General features: G+C 64.5%; 14 protein-coding genes. 9 read left to right on the forward strand and 5 right to left on the reverse strand.

What is annotated here, in order from left to right; all coding sequences use genetic code 11:
• The first annotated feature begins 45 nt into the window (after positions 1 to 45).
• The gene (locus BJI69_RS15400; RefSeq protein ID WP_046967179.1) at positions 46 to 1,581 is read left to right on the forward strand and encodes a transglycosylase SLT domain-containing protein; all 1,536 of its coding nucleotides are present in this window, start codon (positions 46 to 48) and stop codon (positions 1,579 to 1,581) included.
• Between the two features lie 13 nt (positions 1,582 to 1,594).
• Here the strand turns inward: BJI69_RS15400 and BJI69_RS15405 are convergent, their stop codons facing one another.
• Positions 1,595 to 2,041: a hypothetical protein gene (locus tag BJI69_RS15405; RefSeq protein WP_046967180.1), complete on the reverse strand. Its 447-nt coding sequence runs from the start codon at positions 2,039 to 2,041 to the stop codon at positions 1,595 to 1,597.
• A 127-nt stretch (positions 2,042 to 2,168) separates the two neighbouring features.
• The gene (gene asd / locus BJI69_RS15410; protein ID WP_046967181.1) at positions 2,169 to 3,023 is read right to left on the reverse strand and encodes an archaetidylserine decarboxylase; all 855 of its coding nucleotides are present in this window, start codon (positions 3,021 to 3,023) and stop codon (positions 2,169 to 2,171) included.
• Positions 3,024 to 3,292: 269 nt separating this feature from the next.
• Here asd and BJI69_RS15415 point away from each other — a divergent pair, with 269 nt between their 5' ends.
• Positions 3,293 to 8,764: an autotransporter outer membrane beta-barrel domain-containing protein gene (locus BJI69_RS15415; protein ID WP_162200974.1), complete on the forward strand. Its 5,472-nt coding sequence runs from the start codon at positions 3,293 to 3,295 to the stop codon at positions 8,762 to 8,764.
• A 10-nt stretch (positions 8,765 to 8,774) separates the two neighbouring features.
• On the opposite strand, the gene BJI69_RS15420 is transcribed toward BJI69_RS15415, so the two are convergent.
• A complete protein-coding gene (locus tag BJI69_RS15420) occupies positions 8,775 to 9,692 on the reverse strand; it encodes a LysR family transcriptional regulator (RefSeq protein ID WP_046979313.1) in 918 nt (305 codons plus the stop codon).
• 125 nt (positions 9,693 to 9,817) lie between these two features.
• Between BJI69_RS15420 and BJI69_RS15425 the strand changes: the two genes are divergently transcribed.
• The 7 genes from BJI69_RS15425 (at position 9,818) to BJI69_RS15455 (ending at position 16,627) form a co-directional block, all read left to right on the forward strand.
• Positions 9,818 to 10,552, forward strand: coding sequence for an SDR family NAD(P)-dependent oxidoreductase (locus BJI69_RS15425; protein ID WP_046968934.1), 735 nt, complete (start codon positions 9,818 to 9,820; stop codon positions 10,550 to 10,552).
• An 8-nt stretch (positions 10,553 to 10,560) separates the two neighbouring features.
• On the forward strand, positions 10,561 to 10,773 hold the full coding sequence (locus tag BJI69_RS15430) for a tautomerase family protein (protein WP_046968935.1): 213 nt from the start codon (positions 10,561 to 10,563) through the stop codon (positions 10,771 to 10,773).
• A 349-nt stretch (positions 10,774 to 11,122) separates the two neighbouring features.
• Complete coding sequence (locus BJI69_RS15435; RefSeq protein ID WP_046968936.1) at positions 11,123 to 12,559, forward strand: catalase; 1,437 nt, start codon at positions 11,123 to 11,125, stop codon at positions 12,557 to 12,559.
• A gap of 68 nt (positions 12,560 to 12,627) precedes the next feature.
• On the forward strand, positions 12,628 to 13,887 hold the full coding sequence (gene hemA / locus BJI69_RS15440) for a 5-aminolevulinate synthase (protein WP_046968937.1): 1,260 nt from the start codon (positions 12,628 to 12,630) through the stop codon (positions 13,885 to 13,887).
• A 2-nt stretch (positions 13,888 to 13,889) separates the two neighbouring features.
• On the forward strand, positions 13,890 to 14,942 hold the full coding sequence (hemH, locus tag BJI69_RS15445) for a ferrochelatase (RefSeq protein WP_046968938.1): 1,053 nt from the start codon (positions 13,890 to 13,892) through the stop codon (positions 14,940 to 14,942).
• On the forward strand, positions 14,933 to 15,868 hold the full coding sequence (locus BJI69_RS15450) for a LysR substrate-binding domain-containing protein (protein WP_046968939.1): 936 nt from the start codon (positions 14,933 to 14,935) through the stop codon (positions 15,866 to 15,868). The genes hemH and BJI69_RS15450 overlap by 10 nt, the downstream gene beginning before the upstream one ends.
• A 240-nt stretch (positions 15,869 to 16,108) precedes the next feature.
• Positions 16,109 to 16,627, forward strand: coding sequence for a hypothetical protein (locus BJI69_RS15455; protein WP_046979314.1), 519 nt, complete (start codon positions 16,109 to 16,111; stop codon positions 16,625 to 16,627).
• Positions 16,628 to 16,795: 168 nt separating this feature from the next.
• Here the strand turns inward: BJI69_RS15455 and BJI69_RS15460 are convergent, their stop codons facing one another.
• Both BJI69_RS15460 and BJI69_RS15465 read right to left on the reverse strand, forming a co-directional pair.
• On the reverse strand, positions 16,796 to 18,739 hold the full coding sequence (locus BJI69_RS15460) for a CocE/NonD family hydrolase (protein ID WP_046968941.1): 1,944 nt from the start codon (positions 18,737 to 18,739) through the stop codon (positions 16,796 to 16,798).
• A 10-nt stretch (positions 18,740 to 18,749) separates the two neighbouring features.
• Positions 18,750 to 21,770, reverse strand: coding sequence for a TonB-dependent receptor (locus tag BJI69_RS15465; protein WP_046968942.1), 3,021 nt, complete (start codon positions 21,768 to 21,770; stop codon positions 18,750 to 18,752).
• Positions 21,771 to 21,779 lie beyond the last annotated feature (9 nt).

A 21,779-nucleotide genomic window follows, 5' to 3' on the forward strand; every position in this document is an offset into this window, starting at 1 on the left:
GCCTGAGGGGTAACGTGGCCGGCATTGTCCGACCCCGAGCCCTGCATGTCTTTTCGCGTTCCGCGCCCTCTTATTTTCCTGCCGCTGGCGATCCTCGCCGGCTGCGCTTCCTCTGGTGCGCCGCGTCCGGGCAAGACAACCCCCGAGGTCAATGCGTTGTACGACCGGATGAACCAGGCTAGCAAGGGCTACGAGTCCTCGATCGACCAGGCGCGCCGTGGCGACACCCCGCAGGCCGCCCAGACCCGCAAGCAGGCCCTGGACCAGCTCAAGGACGCCTCGGCCCGTTGTGGCCTGACCCCGGGCTGCGACCCCCAGCGGTTCGCCGCCGTGTTCGATCGTCTGCTGCGCCTGAAGGACGGCAGCTTCATCGAAGGCGAGGACGCCGACGACACCGAGCAGGGGGCTGAAGTCGGCGCCCAGCCGGGCGACGTCGCGGGCACCGTGGCGGTCGGTACCCTGCCGCAGGCGCAGCGCAGCGTCACCATGCTTCGCGGCCAGCAGTTCTCCGACATGATGGTGATGAACGGGCCGGTGAAAGCCGCCCTCGAGCTATGGCTGACCCAGCTGCGCCCCAACCTCATGGACGCCTACGTCAACTACCAGATGATGCGCTACAAGATGTGGCCGGCTTACAAGAAGGCCGACCTGCCTGAAGCCCTGCTGTTCGGCATCATGGCCAAGGAGTCCGGCGGCAAGGTGCATGCCGTGTCGCGTTCGGGCGCTTCGGGGCCGTTGCAGTTCATGTACGCGACCGGCCTGCGGTTCGGCCTGTCCAACGCCGACGGTTTCGACCAGCGCTTCGATCCGACCATGGCCGCCCAGGCCAATGCGGAATACATCGACGAGCAGCTCGGCGCTTTCAACAACAACCTGGAAATGACGCTGGCGGCTTACAACGGTGGCGAAGGGCGCATGCGCCGCATCGCCGCCGGGAGCCCCGGGGCCAGCTTCTACGACCCGCAGATCTACGGCCAGATGTCGGCCGAAACGCGCGACTACGTCCCGATGGTGCTGGCGGCCGCCTGGCTGTTCCTGCACCCGGACAGCTACCACCTGAAGTGGCCGAAGATCGACGGGGAAGCAGGGCAGATCGTGCTCAAGCGCCCAGCCTCGCTGTCGGAACTCACCGTCTGCCTGGGCTCGGCCGAGGACATGCCGCAGGGTTGGTTCCGTACGCTGCGCAACCTCAATCCGCGCCTGGATCCCCAGGTCAGCCAGCCGGTCGGCGCACGCCTGGACGTGCCCAAGCAGCTCGAGCGCGCCTATGCCTCCAGCTGTGCGGACGGTCCGTGGCCGATCCTCGCCAGCGACCTGCATAACGCGGTGAAGATCGTCGCGCCGCCTCCGCCGGCCGCCACCTCGGCAGCCCTGGTCAGTGGCTCGTCGTCGGGTTCGTCATCGTCGTCGAAGTCGTCGGGCAGCGCGTCGAAGAGCTACACCGTGCGTCGTGGCGACACGCTGGTCAGCATTGCGCGCAAGAGCAGCTGCGCGGATGTCGAGGACATCGCGAAGATCAATGGCCTCAAGGGCCATGCGCTGAAGGTGGGTCAGTCGATCCGGGTACCGGTCTGCCGCTGACGCGGGTGACACCTCACGCTACGGCGTGAGGTTCCATCCAGCGGTCGCTGGCATCGCCGGTGCGGCCAGGAGCCGAAAGCTCCTTGATCTGGCGCATCAGGCGGAGGATCTGGCGGTGGAGGTCTTCCATGTTCGGCCGGCGTGCATCGAGCGTCTCGTGATACACCGAGGCGATCCACAAAGCCACGCCACGGGTGGCGATCAAGGGATTTTCCGAGCGCGCCTTAGCCAGGCCGATATCCGGCCCATGCCCGTACGTGCTGTAGCGTTCTTCGGGCGGCGTGCCGTAGAGATGGGGGAAGTCACAGGCGGCGGCCTGTTCCATTTCGCGCCGGACGAGCTGTTGCAGGTCGGCATGCGTACGGACGGGCAGGGCCAGGACGACGCGTTCGATGTCCGCAAGCTGCCTGCGGAGGCGAATTTCGCGATTGACGGCAATAAGATGGCTGACGAGACGCATGGACGACTTCCCCTAGACGGATGCTTCTTCGGTCCAGGCCCTTCCCCCGAGGGGCTCCAGAAGCCCGAAGCATACGCTGCCCGTACGTCAAATGTAAGACGTTTTCGTCACAAAGTGACGTCCGCCGTCACGTTTGCGACGGGGCGCCCATCCAGCGACCGATACGTTGTCCTACGACCACTTGCTGTTGCGGCGGAAGGGCGTCGAACTCGTAACCCTCTGGCAGCAGCAGGATAACCGTCGAACCCATGTTGAACCGGGCCATTTCGGCAAATCGGTCGAGGCGAATATCGCGTCCGGCGCAGTCCACCCGGATGATGTCCGAGGCGTAAGGCGGGATGGCCATGCCGTCCCAGACCGTGGCCACGCTGGATACCAGGATGGCGCCGACCATGACCGAGACGAAAGGACCGTGCTCGCCCTGGAACCGGCAGACCAGTCTTTCGTTGCGGGCGAACAGGCGCGGGATCGCGGCCACGGCGAACGGGGCGACGCTGAAGATGCGTCCGGGCACATGGGTGGTGCCGGTCAGTTCGCCGGCCAGGGGCATGTGCACCCGGTGGTAGTCGCGCGGCGAGAGGTAAATTGTCGCGAAGCTGCCGTTGCGGAAGGGCAACGCGGCGGCCTCGTCACCGAGCAGTTCGGCGGCGGTGTATTCCTGGCCCTTGGCCTGGAAGATGCGCCCGTCACGGATGCGCCCCAGCTGGCTGATCCGGCCGTCGGCCGGACAGAGGATCGCCTGCGGATCCGGGTCGGCCGTGCGTGCGCCGGGCTTCAACTTCCGGGTGAAAAACGCATTGAAATGCGCGTAGCCGAGCGGGTCGGGCTGGGCCGCCTGACTCATGTCCACGTCGTAGCGCTGCACGATCTGCCCGATCAGGAAGTTCTTCCATGGGGCCCACTCCCACCGGGTCGCCCAGTAGACGATGCGCGACAGGAAACGGTGCGGGAGGATGTACTGCAGCAGGACGTTTGGCTTCATCGGCGGGAGTATAGGGGAGGTTGCGACAGCGTCCAGCCCGCCCTGGCGCTCACCTTTCGTGATCCCTGCGTGCACGCGATGTTCACCAGCGCCCGTTTATGTAGAAAGTTACGGGGGGATCCGCAACGGCAACGTGCGGATCGCCGCTTCGCACAGAGGTCATCGACGACCTCGGCAGAAGCGTAGGGAGGGGGGACCTCGCCTGCCGCGGCATGGGAAAGCCGCACGTGCATCCAGGCCACCGGGATGGTGGTGACGGGGTACGCACAATGAAAATGCAGCACGCGACGCTCGGCCGCCGGGATCTGGTGGCCCGGAAGCACGCCGTCCTTTCCCTCGCCATCCTTGCCGCACTTTCCGCTGTGTCATGGCAAGCCCAGGGGCAGACCGTGACCCTTGCGGCCTACGATCCGACGATCAACGACAACCTCGTCGGCCAGACGGTCGTGCCCGGCGGCGGCACCCTGACCCTGGCCGGGCCGCAGCTGTTCGCCGCCGGCGACGCCGGCAGTCGCAGCACCACGCTGGGAGCGCTCGACGCCCTGGGCCGACTGATCTCCGGCGCGCAATGGATCGGCGCGGCGCGGCTGAATCCCGGTGCCCAGAACTTCGGCGTAAGCGTCCCCGATCCCATCACCGGTGGCCGACGCGTGGTCTCGACCTATGCCACGGCCAATCTCAACCCGACGGCGCCGGTCGATTCGACGACGACGGTTCCCGACGTGGTGAACGTGAACAACCAGCAGTACATCAACGCCCGCGTCGGCACGGTCACCGCCGCGGGCGGGACGCTGAACGTGAACATCGGCAGCACCGGTGCGTCGACGACCGCGGCGACCAACGGCTGGACCATGGCGGTCAAGCAGTCGTCGCTGTTCTATGCCGATGGCACGGGAGGGGCGGCGAGCAACATCGACTGGACCTCGACCAACCGGATCACCTTCACTGGTGCGGTGGCCGACCCGACGACGCCACAGAATTTCGGCGTGTCCTTCGTCGCGCACTATGGTGGCAGCTTCACGGTCACCACCAGCGACGGCGCAACGACCTCGCATACGGTGAATAACGACACCGACCTGCGTACCTACAACAATTTCCTGATCGCCCAGTTGCAGGCGGGCAATCTCGATCCAGCGCAATACAACGCACTGTTCGCGCGGGGCTACACCTCGACCACCGAACAGATCAGATACGGGCAGAGTGCGGATAGTCCGCCGGATGAAGTCGCGCAGCCCATCGGCAATCGCATCGTCATGCATCTGGTCGGCGCCAACGCGCACGGCACGATCGCACCAGGCGCCACGCTCGAGGTGGTCAACGCCAACAACGGTGCGGTACGCGGCGAGAACGGAGCCACGGTGACTATCCAGGGCACCCTGGCGACGACGCATACGACGGGCGACGGCTCGGCGCTGATCCTCACCACGGGCAGTTCGGGGACGAACAACGGCGTCATCAACGGCAACTTCTTCCGCACGGCCGTCGGCGGCGCGGCCTTGATCACCAACGGCGAGTTCGGTTCCAACGTGGTCGACGTCCAGTCGAACAGCACGTTCGCCAATGCCGGCATCCTTAACCTGGCGACGGGAAGCTCCAACGGCGCGGGCAAGTCCACCGGCATCCGCGTGGGCGCGGGTGCAGCCGCGACGAACGGCGGCATCGTCAACGTCGGCGTTACCGGGTCGCGCTCGAACGGCTCGATGGATGGCATCTACATCAACGATGCTACCGCGACCTTTTCCAATACGGCGGGCGGCACGATCTACCTTGGGCGAGGGCCGCAACAGGACCCCGCTGTCGCTCCTGCCGACGTCGCGATCAATCAGCAGGCAATCACGACCGGCATCAATGTCGCCAACGGCGGCACCGTGAACAACCAGGGCAGCATCACGATAGGCACGCTTACCCAGAATGCGGCAGGCATTCTCGTGACGTCGCCTTCTGCCAATGTGACCAGCTCCGGCACGATCAACGTGAATGGGCGGGCCGCCGCGGTGCCTCGCGAGAACGATGGCATCCTCGTCCAGAACGGCGGCGTGACCGGTGTCGTGGTGAACAGCGGAACGATCAACGTCAGTGGGGTGAATGGCGTGGGCATCAAGGCGCTCTCCACGACCGCGGCGGCGTCAACGGTCCGTTCCACCGGCACGATCAATGTCGCTGGCGGTGCCGATCCGTCGAGCGGCACCCGTAACTTCGGCGTGTGGGCCGAGGGGCAGGGCACGGGAACCGCTCGTGCGAACGTGCAGGGCGCGGTAAACCTGATGGGCGATGGCGCCATCGGCATCCACGCCCGCGGTCGCGCGACGGTGGACGTCGCCGCCGGTGCGGCACCCGATTTCGTGAGCGGAACGAAGCAGATCGGCTTCTTCGCCTTCGGCAACGACGCGCATATCAACGTCAATGGCGGTTCGAGTCTCGATGTCTCGACGGCACAGTCGACCTTGTTCCGACTCGACAGTGGTGCGGACTTCGACGGTACGGGGCTGACCATGAGTGCCTCGGGCGCACAGTCCACGGGGATACTGGGAAGTGGTACGGGTTCGGTGCTGAACACGCGGAACGCCAACCTCACGGTCTCCGGCGCCGCGGCGCAAGGTGTCGTCGCCGAGGGCGGCTCTAGCGCGACCATCGATGCGGCGACGACGATGTCGCTGACAGGCGTCGGCGCGATCGCCGGCATCGCCGACGGTCAGAAACACGACCTGACGGGTGCCAACAGTGGCGCGATCGTGGGCAGGACCTCGCTCAACAGTCTCGCCAGCCTGACCTCGTCGCAGAGCGGTGTCACCGGATATATCGCCCGCAACGGCGCGTCGTTGTCGAACGCTGGGGCGATGAACCTTACCGGCGCGAATGCAACAGGCTTCATTGTGGAAACCAATGCCGCCGCGACGAACAGCGCCGCTGTGAACCTCAGCGGGCCGGCGGCGACGGGCGCCATCCTGCGCACGGGCGGAACGTTTGCCAACAACGGCAGCATCCACGTGCTCGATGGGACGGGCGTGCGCGTCGAAGGCGTGGGTGCGCAGCGACTGAATCCCGCTGGTTCGATCACGGTGGACGACGGTATCGCGGGCGTGCAACTGATCAGTGGCGCAGGCCTCGCACTGGGTAGTGGCGATTCGTCGATCGTCACGAACGGATCGGCGCATGGCGTGCTGCTGGACAGCGGCGCCACGTCGCTGACAGCGACGGGCACGACGATCACCACGCTGGGCACAGGCAACGCCATCGAGAACGCGGCCGAGATCGGCGCGATCACCTTGAGCGGCGCGACACTGCGCGTCGGCAACGGGGCGGGCCTGCGTACGGCGACCGCGATCGATCCCGCATCGACGGCCACCGTCGAAGTCGACGGGGCGGGTGTTGGCTACGCCTTCCGCCGCGCGGATGGAAACTCCGCCACGACGGATCTCGCTATCGGCCCGGGCTTCGTCATACACGGTAACGGCGCCGGGTCGACGGGTATCCAGGCCTTGACCACGGGTGCCGTCAATACGGCGGCCACGGTGACCATCCTCAGCGCCGCGGGAGGGCCGGCGCTGCTCGCAGGGACGGCATCGTCGGTGCTCAACAGCGGCACCCTCAGTTCCGCGAGCAGTACGGCACCGGTGGTGGATCTGTCCAACGGTGCGGGAACGCGCTTCAGCAACAGCGGCGCGATCGCGGCGGTGTCGCCGTCCGCAGTGGCCGTGCGCGGGAGCGCAGGGAACGACACGGTGAGCATCACGGCCGGATCGATTCAAGGCGACATCGCCACGGGCGCCGGCATGGACGCCGTGAGCTGGAGCGGGGGGACGCTCAACGGCGGCATCACGATGGGCGATGGCGCGGACAACGCGGCGACCCTTGGCAAGGTCGATACATCGGGCACGTACCACGTCCTCGCCGGCACGGGCGGCGGCAACACGCTCACGTTCGACGGCACGCAGGCACGCGGTGGCTCGTTCGGTGCAGACGCGCTCGGCAAGGGCATCAACCTGGGCAACGGCTGGAATACGATCGCCTTCGCCAACGGTGCGGCCTTCACGCTTACCGACAACGTCCATCTCGCCAACAGCGATGTCACCATCGATCCGACCTCGACGCTGTTTGCCGGCGACAACGTGCACCCGGCGATCGCCGGTGCATCGCCGGGATCGGCCAACGTGAGCAACGCCGGCACCATCGACCTGACCCATGGCGCCGGATCACCGGGCAACAGCCTGGACATCGACGGCTCCTACGTTTCCAGTGGCGGTCGCATCCATCTCATCACCGATCTGAACGAGGGCGGCGCACTCGGCAGCCAGTCCACCGATCGTCTCCTGGTACGTGGCGATGCGGGCGGCGAAACGCGGCTCGACGTCACTCCCGCGGCAGCGAGCGTGGGGCGGCTCACCGACCTGGATGCGAACGGCTACATCGGCGCGAACGAGGGGATTTCCGTGGTGCAGGTGGCCGGTGCATCGACGGGTGGGGCTTTCCGTCTGAACGGTGGGTACCTTGCCGTCGGCCCTTGGCAGTACGGCCTGTATGCCTTCTCGCCGGGGAGTAGCGACGCGTCGCAGCGCGTCGTTGGCGGTGCCACGTCAGGCAACGCGTTCTGGGATTACCGGCTCGCGAATGTGCTGGTGTGCGACGGTGGATGCCCCGCGCCGACCACGATCACGCCGGCGGCGACCCCACCCGCTGGGACGCCCTACGTCGCGCCACCGCCGCCACCCGGCGCGACAGCGGGCTTCATGCCGACGGTCGACTCGCTGCCACCGGCCAACGCCAGGCCAGCCGTCGTTCCACAGGTGCCGGCGTATATCGTCTCGCCATCGGCACTCGCCCTGTACAGCTACCGCAATGTCGACAACCTTCACCGCCGGCTCGGCGAAGTGCGCGACATGGATGACATGGGGCAAGGGCTGGGTGCCGAGCCCTTCGTACGCGTCATGGGCGGCGACTACACCTATTCGACCAACCGTTCGTTCAAGCAATTCGGTTACGACTACGACGTGGATACCCGTGCGGTGCAGGTCGGCGCGAATATCTTCGCGCTGGATAGCGATGCTTCAGCCCTGCGTGCCGGCATCGCGTATACGCACGGCACGACAAGCCTCGACCCCAAGGCGGCAGACGGCCACAGCCACGCGCGGTTCTACGGGAACTCGATCGCCATGTTCGTCACCTGGCAGCGCGCCAGTGGCTTCTATGTCGACGTCGTCGCGTCGGGCGACCGGCAGCAAGGCGATGTCGACACGGCGCGTACGAAGAGCGTGGCTCGCGTGCATGCTGCCGGGTGGACCGGTTCCGTGGAGACCGGTTATCCGTGGCGCTTCGAGGGTGGCTGGGAACTCGAACCGCAGTTGCAGCTTTCACGGCAGAACATCAGTGTGCGGGACCAGGTGGACATCGATGGCGTGACGACGCACTACCAGCCGTTCGAGCAAACCATCGGCCGGGTCGGCGTGCGTTTCGATCGCACCTGGGTAAGCGATAGTGGCCGCAAGGCGACCCCGTATGTGCGGGTGAATTACATCCGTGGGTGGGGCGGGTCCACCAAGCTCGACGTCGGCGCGGAAGGGCTCGACGTCACGCAGCAGTTCACGGGCGGTAGCTTCGGCCGCATGGGTGAGATCGGCTTCGGCGGGACGGTGGGTTGGGCGAATCGGTTGTCCGTCTATGGCGAGGCCGATTGGCAGAAGAATCTTGGCGATGCCGGGGCGCGAGGGTGGGGCCTGAATCTGGGGGCGCGCTGGGAGTTCTGAGCCCGAAAGACTACCCATCCGCCGCCACGCGCGCGGTCAAAAAATCGATAAACGCACGCACGCGCAAAGGCACGAACCGGCTGTGCGGATAAAGCAGATTGAACGGCCGCGAGCGCCCCGCATACGTCGGCAGAAGTTCCACGAGCGTGCCCTCCGCGAGCTCGCGCTCCACGATGAACCGGTAGGTCTGGAACACCCCCGCACCGGCGCGTGCAAGCGTTACCCCGCCAAGAACGTCCTCGCCCACGGTGAACGCGCTCTCGGCCTCGAACTCGACGTCATCGCCGTCCTCGCGGAACAACCACGGAATGCGTCGCCCGCTGCTGGGCAGGTCGAACTGGATGCATTCCAGCGCGGCGAGGTCGGCAAGCGTTCGCGGCACTGCCCGGCGTTCCATGTAGGCAGGAGAGGCGATTACTACAAGCGCCGCGTCTTCGAGGTGGCGCACGATCATCGTCGAATCGGCCTGCGCGCGGACCCGAATGGCAAGGTCGAACGCATCGTCGGCGAAGGCGATGTTGCGATTGCTGATGTGCAGGTCGAGCAGGACATCCGGGTGCTCGCGATGAAACGCGGGCAGGAGCGGGAGCAGACGGTAGTGCGCATACGTCGTGGGTACGCTGATACGCAGGCGGCCGGCCGCTCGGCCTTGCTGGCCCGTCGCCATCTGTTCGGCCTCGGCGAACTGGGCGAGGGCCTGGCGACTCTGGTCGAGGTAGACGCGACCCGCCTCGGTCAGCCGGATGTTCCGGGTCGTACGGACGAACAGGCGAACGCCCAGTCGTGCCTCGAGCCGAGCCACGGAGCGGCTTACCGCGGCTGGCGTGACGCCGGCCGCCGTCGCGGCGGCGGTGAAACCGCCCAGTTCCCCAGCCAGGCAGAACAGTTCGATGCTGCCCAGCATCAGGTCGTCGAACTGCCTTTGCATGGCGTTACACCGTGTAATGAGTCTTGTGTCCTGGATCTTATTTATCCCCGCCTGTCGCAGCAATAGAGTGTTCTCCAGCCCGCCGCCACGTTGGCCCGGAACCCAGCTTCAGGAGCAAAAACCTCATGAGTAACAACAAGACGGTCATCATCACCGGTGCCTCCAGTGGCCTCGGCTTCGCCATGGCGAAGGCCTTCCTCGACCTCGGCTACAACGTCGTCGGCAACGCCCGCACCCAGGAGCGCCTGGACGCCGCGGCTGCCGAACTGGGTAACCCTGATCGCTTCCTCGGCGTGGCCGGCGACATCAGCCTGCCGGAAACCGCGGAACGCCTGCTCGACCATGCGCTGGAGGCCTTCGGTAAGGTCGACGTGCTGGTCAACAACGCCGGCATCTTCGTGGCGCGGGACTTTGTCGACTTCACGGCGGCCGAGATCGACTCGGTCATCGACACCAATCTGCGTGGCTTCATCTATCCCACCCAGGTCGTCGCCCGCCACATGATCTCGCGTAACGAAGGCAGCATCGTCAATGTCACGGCATCCGTCGGCATGCAGCCGGATCGCAACGTGCCCGGCACGATGGCCGTTCTGACCAAGGGTGGCCTGAATGCGGTGACGCGCGGCCTTTCCATCGAACTGTCGCGTCACAACGTGCGCGTCAATGCCGTTGCCCCCGGTGTCATCGATACCCCGATGCATTCGCCCGAGACACACGAATTCCTCAGCCGCCTGAATCCCGCAGGTCGGTTGGGTACGCCGGAAGAAATCGCCGAGGCCGTGGTCTACCTCGCGCAGGCTTCCTTCATCAATGGTGTTGTCCTGCCGGTCGACGGTGGCGGCACCGCCGGTCGCTGGTAATCGCCAACATGCCCTACGTCAACGTTCGCATCACCAAAGAAGGCAACACGCCTGAGCAGAAAGCCCAGGTCATCGCCGAAATCACCGAGACGCTGGAGCGCGTCCTCGGCAAGCCACCGGAGGTGACCTTCGTGGTCATCGACGAAGTGCCCATGGAAGACTGGGGTTACAAGGGATTGCCCACCTCGAAGCTGAGGCCACCGAATCCCGGCCCGGTCTGATCGCTGAACCCGAACGCCGCTGAGGAAACCCAGCGGCGTTTTTTTTGCTCTTGGTAGGAGCCGATTCATCGGCGATCCCGCGGCAGCGGGCGATCCCGCGGCAGCGGGCCAGGTTGCTGCAAGCGCCCAATCGCCGATGAATCGGCTCCTACGAGAGCAATCTGTCCAAGCGTCCTTGATATGCCGTGGTGGATCCTATGAGGAGGTTGCAGCGGGCGATCCATAGTCAGTCCCTATCGGCCCCGTCACAAATATGAATTTCCCTTATTGGTCGACGGGACCTAACGTTGCACCCACGTCGCGGCCCCACCGCACGCCTCTCCCACGAACACCAGCAAGGGTAAGACCCATGAGCAAGCTGACCACCGTTTTCGGCGCCCCCGTGGCCGATGACAACAACACGATGACTGCCGGCCCACGTGGCCCGGCCCTGCTGCAGGATGTCTGGTTCCTCGAGAAGCTCGCCCACTTCGACCGCGAAGTGATCCCCGAGCGCCGCATGCACGCCAAGGGCGCCGGCGCCTTCGGTACCTTCACGGTCACCCATGACATCACGCAGTACACCCGCGCGAAGATCTTCTCCGAGGTGGGCAAGTCCACCGAGATGATGGCCCGCTTCTCGACCGTGGCCGGCGAGCGCGGCGCGGCCGACGCCGAGCGCGACATTCGCGGCTTCGCACTGAAGTTCTATACGGAAGAGGGCAACTGGGACCTCGTCGGCAACAACACCCCGGTCTTCTTCATCCGTGACCCGCTGAAATTCCCCGACCTCAACCATGCCATCAAGCGCGATCCGCGCACCGGCATGCGCAGTGCCGACAACAACTGGGACTACTGGACGCTGCTGCCCGAGGCGCTGCACCAGGTCACCATCGTGATGAGCGAGCGCGGTGTGCCGAAGTCGTTCCGCCACATGCATGGCTTCGGTAGCCATACCTACAGCTTCATCAATGCGAACAACGAGCGCTTCTGGGTGAAGTTCACCTTCAAGACCCAGCAGGGCATCCAGAACCTCACCGATGACGAAGCTGGTCAGGTGGTCGCCAAGGATCGCGAGAGCAACCAGCGCGACCTTTACGAGGCGATCGAACGTAAGGAATTTCCGCGCTGGACGCTGTTCGTGCAGGTCATGCCGGAAGCCGAAGCGGCCAATACGCCGTACAACCCGTTCGACCTGACCAAGGTCTGGCCGCACGGCGACTATCCGCTGATCGAGGTCGGTTTCTTCGAGCTCAACCGTAACCCGGAGAACTTCTTCCAGGATATCGAGCAGGCCGCGTTCGCGCCGGCGGTGATCGTGCCCGGCATTGGCTTCTCCCCGGACAAGATGCTGCAGGGTCGCCTGTTCTCCTACGGCGACACGCAGCGCTACCGTCTCGGCGTGAACTACGCGCAGATCCCGGTCAATGCACCGCGCTGCCCCGTGCACTCGTATCACCGTGACGGTGCGATGCGCGTCGACGGCAACGGCGGTGGCTCGACCAGCTACGAGCCGAACAGCCGCGGTGCCTTGCAGGCGCAGCCGGACTTCTCCGAGCCGCCGCTGGAAATCGGCGAGACGGTGGCCAAGCGCTGGAACCATCGCGAAGACACCGACTACTTCTCGCAGCCGCGCAAGCTCTTCGAAATGATGAGCCCGGAGCAGAAGCAGACCTTGTTCGGCAACACGGCACGCGCGATCAAGGGCGCTTCCCAGCCGGTAGTCCAGCGCCACATCGACAACTGCACGGCCTGCCATCCGGATTACGGCAAGGGTGTGGCCGAGGCGATCGCCACGCTCGGCTGATCGACCGCGCAAGAGAGAGCGGGGTCGAAGGCGACCCCGCTCGTTGATCCACGCACGACGAGGCCCCCATGGTCGACTACCTCTCTCACTTCGAACGCAGCATCGACGCCCTGAAACAGGAACGCCGGTACCGCGTCTTCGCCGACCTCGAACGGCAGGTGGGGCGCTTTCCCCGGGCGATGCTTCATGGCGCGGAGGGTGCAAAGGAAGTCGTTGTCTGGTGTTCCAACGATTACCTCGGCATGGGACAGCACCCCGACGTGATCGAAGCCATGAGCCACGCGGCCCGCACCATGGGTGCGGGGGCGGGCGGAACACGAAATATTTCCGGGACGCACCACGCCATCGTCGAGCTCGAAAGCGAACTGGCCGATCTGCACGACAAGGAGGCGGCCCTGGTGTTCACCTCCGGGTACGTCTCCAACCTCGCCGGCATCGCCACGATTGCCCGGCTGCTTCCGGATTGCGTGATTCTCTCGGACGCGCTGAACCACAACTCGATGATCGAAGGTGTGCGTGCCTCGGGCGCCGACAAACGCGTCTGGCGGCATAACGATCTCGCACACCTGGAAGATCTCCTCATTCGCGCAGGCGACCGGCCCAAGCTGATCGCCTTCGAAAGCGTGTACTCGATGGACGGCGATATCGCACCCATCGCGGCCATCTGCGATCTCGCGGAAAAGTACAACGCGATGACCTACATCGATGAAGTCCACGCGGTGGGTATGTACGGGCTACGCGGGGGCGGTATCGCCCAGCGCGAAGGCCTGGCGCATCGCATCGATGTGATTGAAGGGACGCTGGCCAAGGCGTTCGGTACCCTCGGTGGCTATATTGCCGGTCGCAAGGCGGTGGTCGACGCGGTGCGCTCGCATGCACCCGGCTTTATTTTCACCACGACACTCCCGCCGCCGGTCGCGGCCGCGGCAACGGCATCCGTGCGTCACCTCAAGGCGTCGCAGGTCGAGCGGCAGGGCCAGCAACATGCCGTGCGAGCGACGAAGGCGGCGCTGGCGGCCTCGGGCTTGCCGCTGATGCCTGGCGAAACGCACATCGTGCCCCTGCTGGTTGGCGATGCCGACCTCTGCAAGCGTGCGAGCGACCTGCTGCTCGACCGGCACGGCATCTACATCCAGCCGATCAACTACCCCACCGTACCGCGGGGGACGGAGCGCCTCCGCATCACGCCGACACCCTTCCACGACGCCGCACTGATCGGGCAATTGCAGGGCGCCCTCGTCGATGTCTGGAACACCCTCGGCCTGACCCTCGGTACGCCGGTAAGCGAGCGCGATCACCCCTCGCTAACGGTCGCCGCCGGAGGCTGAGCATGCACCACACTCACTCCGCCACCTCCTCGTGGGAGCCGCTTCAGCGGCGATTAGCGTCCGGCAAGGTCGGCATCCTCCTGTCGAACCTCGGCACGCCGGATGGCACCGACTACCGCTCTGTCCGCCGTTACCTTGCCGAGTTCCTCTCCGATACCCGTGTGATCGAGCTGCCGAAGCTCGTCTGGCAACCTATCCTGCAAGGTGTGGTCCTGCTCCGCCGCCCGGCCGTCAAAGGCAAGGACTACGCGCGCATCTGGAACCACGAACTCGACGAAAGTCCGCTGAAAACAGTCACCCGCAGCCAGGCTGCGAAACTCCATGCGTGGGCGAGCGAGATGTTCGGCGAAGACCGCGTGGCCGTTGACTGGGGCATGCGCTACGGCAATCCGTCGATCGAGGACGCGGTGAAGCGCCTGACCGCGCTCGGCTGCGACCGACTCCTCATGTTCCCGCTGTATCCGCAGTATTCCGCGACGACCACGGCGACGGCGAACGACAAGCTGTTCGACATCCTTCGGGGCATGCGCAACCAGCCTGCAGCTCGCGTCGTACCCTCGTATTTCGACGAGCCGGCCTATATCGAAGCGCTCGCCCGTTCGGTACGCGGCACCCTGGCGGGCCTCGACGAGGAGCCCGAGGTCGTCGTCGCCTCCTTTCACGGTATTCCGCAGCGCAACGTCGCACTCGGTGATCCGTATTACGTGCAATGCCAGCGCACGGGCGAACTCCTGCGCGACGCGCTGGGCCTGCCGGCGACGCGGTTTCGCATCAGCTACCAATCGCGCTTCGGTTACGCCGACTGGCTGCAGCCCTATACCGAGGCCACCATGCGTGAGCTGGCCCGCGATGGCATCCGTCGTATCGCAGTGATTTCGCCGGGCTTCGCGGCGGACTGCATCGAGACCATCGACGAAATCGGTCGCGAGAACGCGCACTACTTCCGTGAGGCGGGGGGCGAGGCATTCACCCTCATTCCCTGCCTCAATGACAGCGAAGACGGCATGGCCGTGTTGCGCGATCGCGTGCTGCAGGAGACACGGGGATGGCTGTGAAACACGCGCCCCGCATCGAGCCGGTGGGCGATCGTGGCAACCTGGCCGGGCTCTCGTTGCGCGACCTGGAGTACGTCGTCGCCGTGGCCGATCTCGGTAACTTCATGCGTGCCGCCGAGCGTTGCCATGTCACGCAACCCTCGTTGTCGGTACAGATCCGTCGCGTTGAGGAACGCCTCGGTACGGTGATTTTCGAGCGGACGACGCGAAAGATCCTGCTTACCGATCAGGGCGCGCGCCTCGTCGACCAGATACGCAAGGTGCTGGTCGAAGGGCGTCGGCTGCTCGATATCGCGCATCGGCCCGAACGCGCTTTTGGTGGCACGTTGCGGCTATCCGCCATCGCCACGCTCGGCCCCTATTATTTTCCGTATGTGCTGACGGACATTCAGACAAGCTTTCCCGATGCCTCGCTCGAACTGGGCGAAGGCAAGACGGACGATCTGATCCATGCGCTGCTGCGCGGCGAGTTGGACGTCGTACTGATGTCAGCTCCCGTCATGAACGCGCAAGTGAGTTGCGTGGCGATCTTCCAGGAGCCGTTTCGCCTCGCCTGTCGTGAGGATCATCCGGCTACCGCAGCAAGTGGTGACCTGTGGGCCTTGCTCCAGCCACGCGAGCGGCTGCTCCTGGAGGAAGGACACTGCCTGCGGGAACAGGCGCTGGCCGCATGCAACGATGTGGCACCGGCGCAGCGCCAGGGCACCAGCCTGGAGACGCTTCGCTACATGGTCGCCGCGGGCGAAGGCTGCACGCTCATGCCGCAGCTCGCCACCACGCAGGTGCAAGGGATGTGCTACCTGCCGCTGCCTGACGACTATGCCCGGACCATCGTTCTGGCCTGGCGGAAGTCGGATCCGCGCACCGACGATTTTCGGGCCTTGGCGCGGACGCTTCGTGAGGCGAAGCATCCGTCGCTTTGTTGAAGGGCTATCGTCCCTGCGAGCCGATGGCGGCACATCAGGAAGAGTGCGGATGTCGCAATCCCAAAGGTCATGTAAAACAAAACGCTTTCCTTCATTTCGCCGCAAGTGCGTATCGAGAGTGCCGATATCGACTCGGCATTTAATGCGTACTTCACACGACATGGCTCCTGCCAATGCAATGTGGGTACGCATGTCGGTCTGTCGACACGCGCGGATAAATGACAATCAAGGAGTAACACTGTGAAATGGACTATTGCCGTAAGCGTACTTACCGTTCTCGCTTTTCAAACCCTGCCGAGCAGGGCGGCTCCGTCGACCCCCGCGGCGGCCCATGTCATCACGGATTTCGAGGATTTTCCTGATTCTATTTGGGTGAATCCGATCAAGCATGGCGACATTGTCATCGAGTCGAATACGAAGAAGATCTCGGTCGATGGCGTCGGGGTTCCCTCAGCACCGCTCAAGGGAAAGTTCCTTCAGATCTACAACATGGAAGGGACCGATGTGGTTACGAAAATCACGTTTCCCGCCCAGGCTTCCGGCTTTTCATTTGATTTCGAGATGCGCGGTTTCAACGGAACCTACCCGACGTACATCTGCCGATACTCGAATGGTACCGAGAAGAAGATTTCCTTTATCCGACAAACGGGCACGGCCAAGTGCGTAGGCCTGAGCGGAACCGAGGCAACCGGCGTGGATATCGTGCTTCCGGCCAAGCTGTACCTGTTCTTCTACCTGGACAATATCGTTGCCCTATAGGATGGGCATCGCGAGGGTAGGGAGCTTACCTACCCTCTCTTCACTTTCCGACAGTCAGCGCAACTGTGCCCATGGCTTAAGGACTCATGTGCTTCCGCGCGAGCGATTGCCTCCGCGGCTGATGGTGTAGGTCATGGGTGCCTGGTCCGCTGGCGATGCTCTTCCAATTTACCGGACGACCGGCAATTCCACGAACGTCCCGTTATTTCCGTCCCGCACGATCTTCTGCGTCGCCTTCTGGTAATCCCCTGGCTTCGCATTGAAGATGTTCGGCACGAAGGTCTGCGGATTACGGTCGTAAAGCGGGAACCAACTCGACTGGATCTGCACCATCACGCGATGGCCCGGCGCGAATACGTGGTTCACCGTGGGCAGCGGGAATCGATAATCCAGCGGCTTGTCCGGCGTGAGCGCCGCCGGCTTGTCGTAGCCTTCGCGGTAGCGGCCGCGGAAGATCTCCATCGCGATCGGCAACTGGTAGCCGCCCATCGAAGGTTTCTCATCCACTTCGTCCGGATAGACGTCGATGAGCTTGACCACCCAGTCGCTGTCCGTGCCGCTGGTGGAGGCGAGCAGGTGGACCAGCGGTTCGCCAGCGACGCCCATGGGCTTGTCCAGTACCGGCGATACATAGGTGAGCACGTCCGTACGCGTGGCGAACTGGCGTTGATCGTCGACGAGCCACTCGGGCCAGCTGTCGATCTGATCAGGCGCACCATGGGACCACGCCTGGATCGGGCGGACGCGATAGGGCACCGGCTTGGCTGGATCCGACACGTAATCGTCCGACCCCTGCGCAGGCGCCGTGACACCGAGGCCGCCATCCGCTTCCGCATACCAGCGTTGCATCGTCGGCGCGCAACCGGAGCGGCAGGCCGACGGCCAGGTGTCCAGCTTGCGCCAGGTGTTGTCGCCGGTGACGAACGCGTTGACTGGGGCGATGTCCGCCTTGGGCGCGTCGTCCTTCAGGTACTGGGCGAGGAAGGGACGCAGGATGTCCTGGCGGAAGGTCGTGCCGGTGTCGCTGCCCAGGTCGAGCGCGCCGATCGTATTGGCCTTCTCCCAGGTCTTGGCATGTCGCCACGGCCCGATCACCAGCCACACTTTCTTGTGATCCGGATCGCGCGGTGCGAGCGCGCGGTAGACGGCCATGTCGCCGTAGTTGTCTTCCTGGTCCCACAGGCTGTGCACGAGCATCGTCGGCACCGTCATGGGTTCCTTCGCGGCGATCTTGTCCAGCGCCTGTTCGGACCAGAAACTGTCATAGGCCGGGTGGGCGAGTACTTTCTGCCAGAAGCCGAGGGCCTCCATGCCGTAGGCGCGACCGATGTCACCGGCCGAGCCGCCGCGCAGATAGAGGTCGTAATCATCGCGGTAACCACTGGTCCAGCCGATGTTGCTCTCGCGCGAATTCACCATGCCATAGATGTAGGGAATCATCTGCTGGCGGAAGGCGCCTCGATGGAACCAGTCGTCACCCATCCAACCGTCGATCATCGGATTGATCGGCACAGCGACCTTGAGCGCCGGATGCGGATGGATCGTCGCGATCATTGCCTCGAAGCCGTCGTAGGAGATCCCGATGATGCCGACCTTGCCGTTCGACTCCGGCACATGTTTCACCAGCCAGTCGATGGTGTCGTAGATGTCCGAGGATTCGTCGACCGGCGTGGGATTGCCAGGACCGATCGGCGGCCGGTTCATCACGAAGTCGCCTTCGGAGCCGTGCTTGCCGCGGATATCCTGGATGACGCGAATATAGCCGTCCTGGACGATAACGTCCGACGGGTTGTCGTAGCCGCGCAGGGCGGGGCCGAGGTGTGGGCTATCGCCCCGATGACCCATGCCGTCGGCGCCGTAGGGCGTACGTGTGAGCAGCATGCCCGCGCGCGTCGCGCCCTTGGGCAGCAGGATCACCGTATGCAGCTTCACCCCGTCGCGCATGGGGATGTCGACGGTGCGGCGTTCGAAATCGAAGCCCGCCTTCGTCGGCGTGAAATGGGCCGGCGTTTCCGTCGGCAGGTCCTTGTAGGTTTTCTCGCCGCCGACCGCCGGGGTCGCGAGGACCCCGGCGGCAAGCGCGACGATACCCAGTCGCAGTAGTGCGTGCATGACGTCCCCGTCAGAAGTCGTACGTGATGCCGAAACGGGCGTAACGCGGCTGCGTGTAGCTGATCACCTGGTTGTAGCCGTCGTTCACCGAGTTGGTGCTGCCGGACACCGGGTTGAGCGCCTGCGCGCGCTGCTGGTTGAGCAGGTTGAACACCGAGACGTTGAAGGCCAGCTTGCGGTCGGCCCACAGCGGACGGTACTCGACGTTCGCATCGATCAGCTCTTCCCAGGGATTGCGGCCCTTGTCGCCCGGACGCGACGGCACGCCGAAGCAGTAGTGGTAATAGCTGCCGTAGCCGGACGGATCGCTTTCATCCGAGCCGTAACGACCCAGGCACGACTTCGGCGTGCCCGACTGCACGATGATATTGGCCGAGACCAACCATTCCGGGGTGATCTGGTACGAGCCGTAAAGCTTGATCTGGTGCTTGCGATCGTTGGCCAGGTTGCCGTTGGCGTATTCCATCAACGTGGCGTAATCCCAGTCACGCGTCGCGGAGACCGAGCCCTGACCCACGTCCGAACGTACCTGGCCTTCGGTGTTGCCGTAGCTGCGCGAATACAGGTAGTCGATCTTGGCCGACCACGTGCCGTCGAACGGGTGCGACAGGTAGGTGTCCAGACCGTAGTAGTTACGCTTGAGCTGGGTAAAACCGAAGTCGTCGTTGCTGACCGTGACGTTGTAATACCCGCCGCCCTGCTGGGCCAGCTGGTACACGTTGGCGCGACCGGGATTGGACAGGTAGCAGCTACCCACCGTCGTCGCTTCGATGTCGGCACCCTGGGCCACGGCGGCGCGTGTGATCGCCCCGTTGTCGCAGACGTCATCCAGCACGTTGCGCAGCTTGCGGACGGTAGCCTTCGTGCCCCATACCCACGAGGCGTTCAACTGCTGGTCGAAGCCAAGAATGAACTCGTCCTGGTACTCGGACTTGATGTTCTTGGCGCTGACCGTGCGCGGATCGGGCGGCTGGCCGTATTCGCCGTTCGGAGACACGGCGCCACCGGTGGCCGACTTGATGAAGGTCATGCCCGTGGGCATGCCGCTGGCGTCGATACCGGTATACGTGAAGTACTGGTTGGTGGCGAGCGAGCCGGCCGAGGTGCGCAGGGCGACCGAGGCGGGCATCGCCAGGAAGTAACGACCGGCGTTGCCGTAAATCTTCATGCTCGAATCGCCGAGCACGTCGTAGCTGAAGCCCAGGCGCGGTGCCCACTGCGGCTTGGTCAGGCGGAGATACGGCTGGCCGCTGGGGTTGTAGTTGGTGAACTGGTCGTTGCGGATGCCGAGCGAGAGCAGCAGCTTGTCGCTGACCTGCCAATCGTCCATCACGTACTGCGCGCGCTGTTTCACGCGTACCGAGGCGAGCGTGTTGTAGTGACGGATGTAGCCAAAGTAGCCGTTTTCGCCACCGGGATAGTTGCCCGGCTTGTCGACGAAGGGGCTGTCGCTGATGTTGAGGTTCGGATCCTGCTTCGCGTACCACAGCTCGTAACCATCGCCACCGATGGTGGTGCCGTCGTCGATGTCGTGCGAATCCTGGTTGTCGATACCGGCCGTGATCGAGTGGCTGCCGATCTTGTAGTTCAGGTCGACGCGCAGGTTGCGGTTGGTCGAGGTGTGGTCAGGATTGTCGACCGTATCCAGCGTCTGGCCGTTGGTGATCGGCACGCCGCCAGTCAGCGCCAGGTTCTCACCGCTCGCGTTGCCGATGAAGGGACCGGTGACGCCGGTATCCGGCGGCTCGTTGTAGTACGTGAGCTTGGACTTGCCGTAGAGCGCCGTCAGGGTCAGGTCGTCGGTGATGTAGCTGGTGAACTTGGCCACATAGACCATGGCCTTGGTCTTGTACGTCGAGTCGGTGCTGACGAAATCACCCTTCGTAGCCGTCTGGTAATCGTAGTCGTACTTGTTACCGTTGGAGCGGTGCGTCTGGTTCACGCCGGTGAGTTCGAGGATGTTGCTGTCGTTGATATTCCAGTCGATCTTGCCGTACCACTTCGGATCCTTGTACGTGTACTTCGTATCGTAGGAGTGGTTGATGTCGCCGACCGTGTTGCCTTCACTGCGCGCCATTTCCACGGCCGTGAAGACGTAGAGCTTGTCCTTGATCAGTGGGCCGCCGGCATACGCGCTGACCGTGGAGGTCCACTCGTGGTTCTCGTCGTTGCGCTGCTCGATCGTGCCCGGCGGATGCGGGTTGTTCTGGCCGAACGTGATGTTGCGCGCGTCGGCGCGGGCGAAATCCGGCTCCCAAAGCACCTGGGCGCCGAAATGCCATTCGTTCGTGCCGCGCTTGCCGACCTGGCTGATCACGCCACCGTCCGAGCGGCCATACATCGCGGAATAACCGCCGCTGAGCACTTCCTGCTGATCCACGGCACCGTAGGGCAGGCTGATGCCGCCGAAGCCGCTGAGCGGATCGGTGGTGTTCATGCCGTTGATGTAATAAGCGTTCTCGGTCACGGATGAACCGGAGAAGCTGACCAGGGAGTTACCCATGGCACCCTTGAAGCTGCTGCTGCCCGGCGAGGCGCCCGGTGCGAGCAAGGCGATACCCTCGGCGGTACGTGTCAGCGGCAGGCGGGCGAGGTCGGCGGAAGTGATGACCGTGCTCGAGGCAACCGTTGCCACGTCGATGGTCGGCAGCTTGTTCGCCGAGACGGTAACGCCGGAGAGGTCCTGCGCGTTGCTGGCATCGGCCGACGCGGCGCTCGCGAACGACACGTCGGTGGCGGCGCCGACGCGCAGGGTGATGTTGTCGCGGGAGTCGACGACGGCACCATTCGCTTTCAGCGAGACCTTGTACGTCGCAAGGGGCAGGGCTTCGGCGCTGTAACGGCCGCGTGCGTCCACGTTGACTTCGCGGACGATGCCGTTGCTGCCTTCGATGAGGACGGTTTCATTGGCGGCGACGGGGGCCTGGCCTGCGATACGGCCGGTCGTCGACTGGCCGTGGGCAATGCCGGTAAGCGAGGCCGCGACGGCGGCGCAGAGAAGGGTGCGTCGGAGGGTGATGCGGGAACTCATGGGATGCTC

This window comes from Luteibacter rhizovicinus DSM 16549 (assembly GCF_001887595.1).
GTDB lineage: Bacteria > Pseudomonadota > Gammaproteobacteria > Xanthomonadales > Rhodanobacteraceae > Luteibacter > Luteibacter rhizovicinus.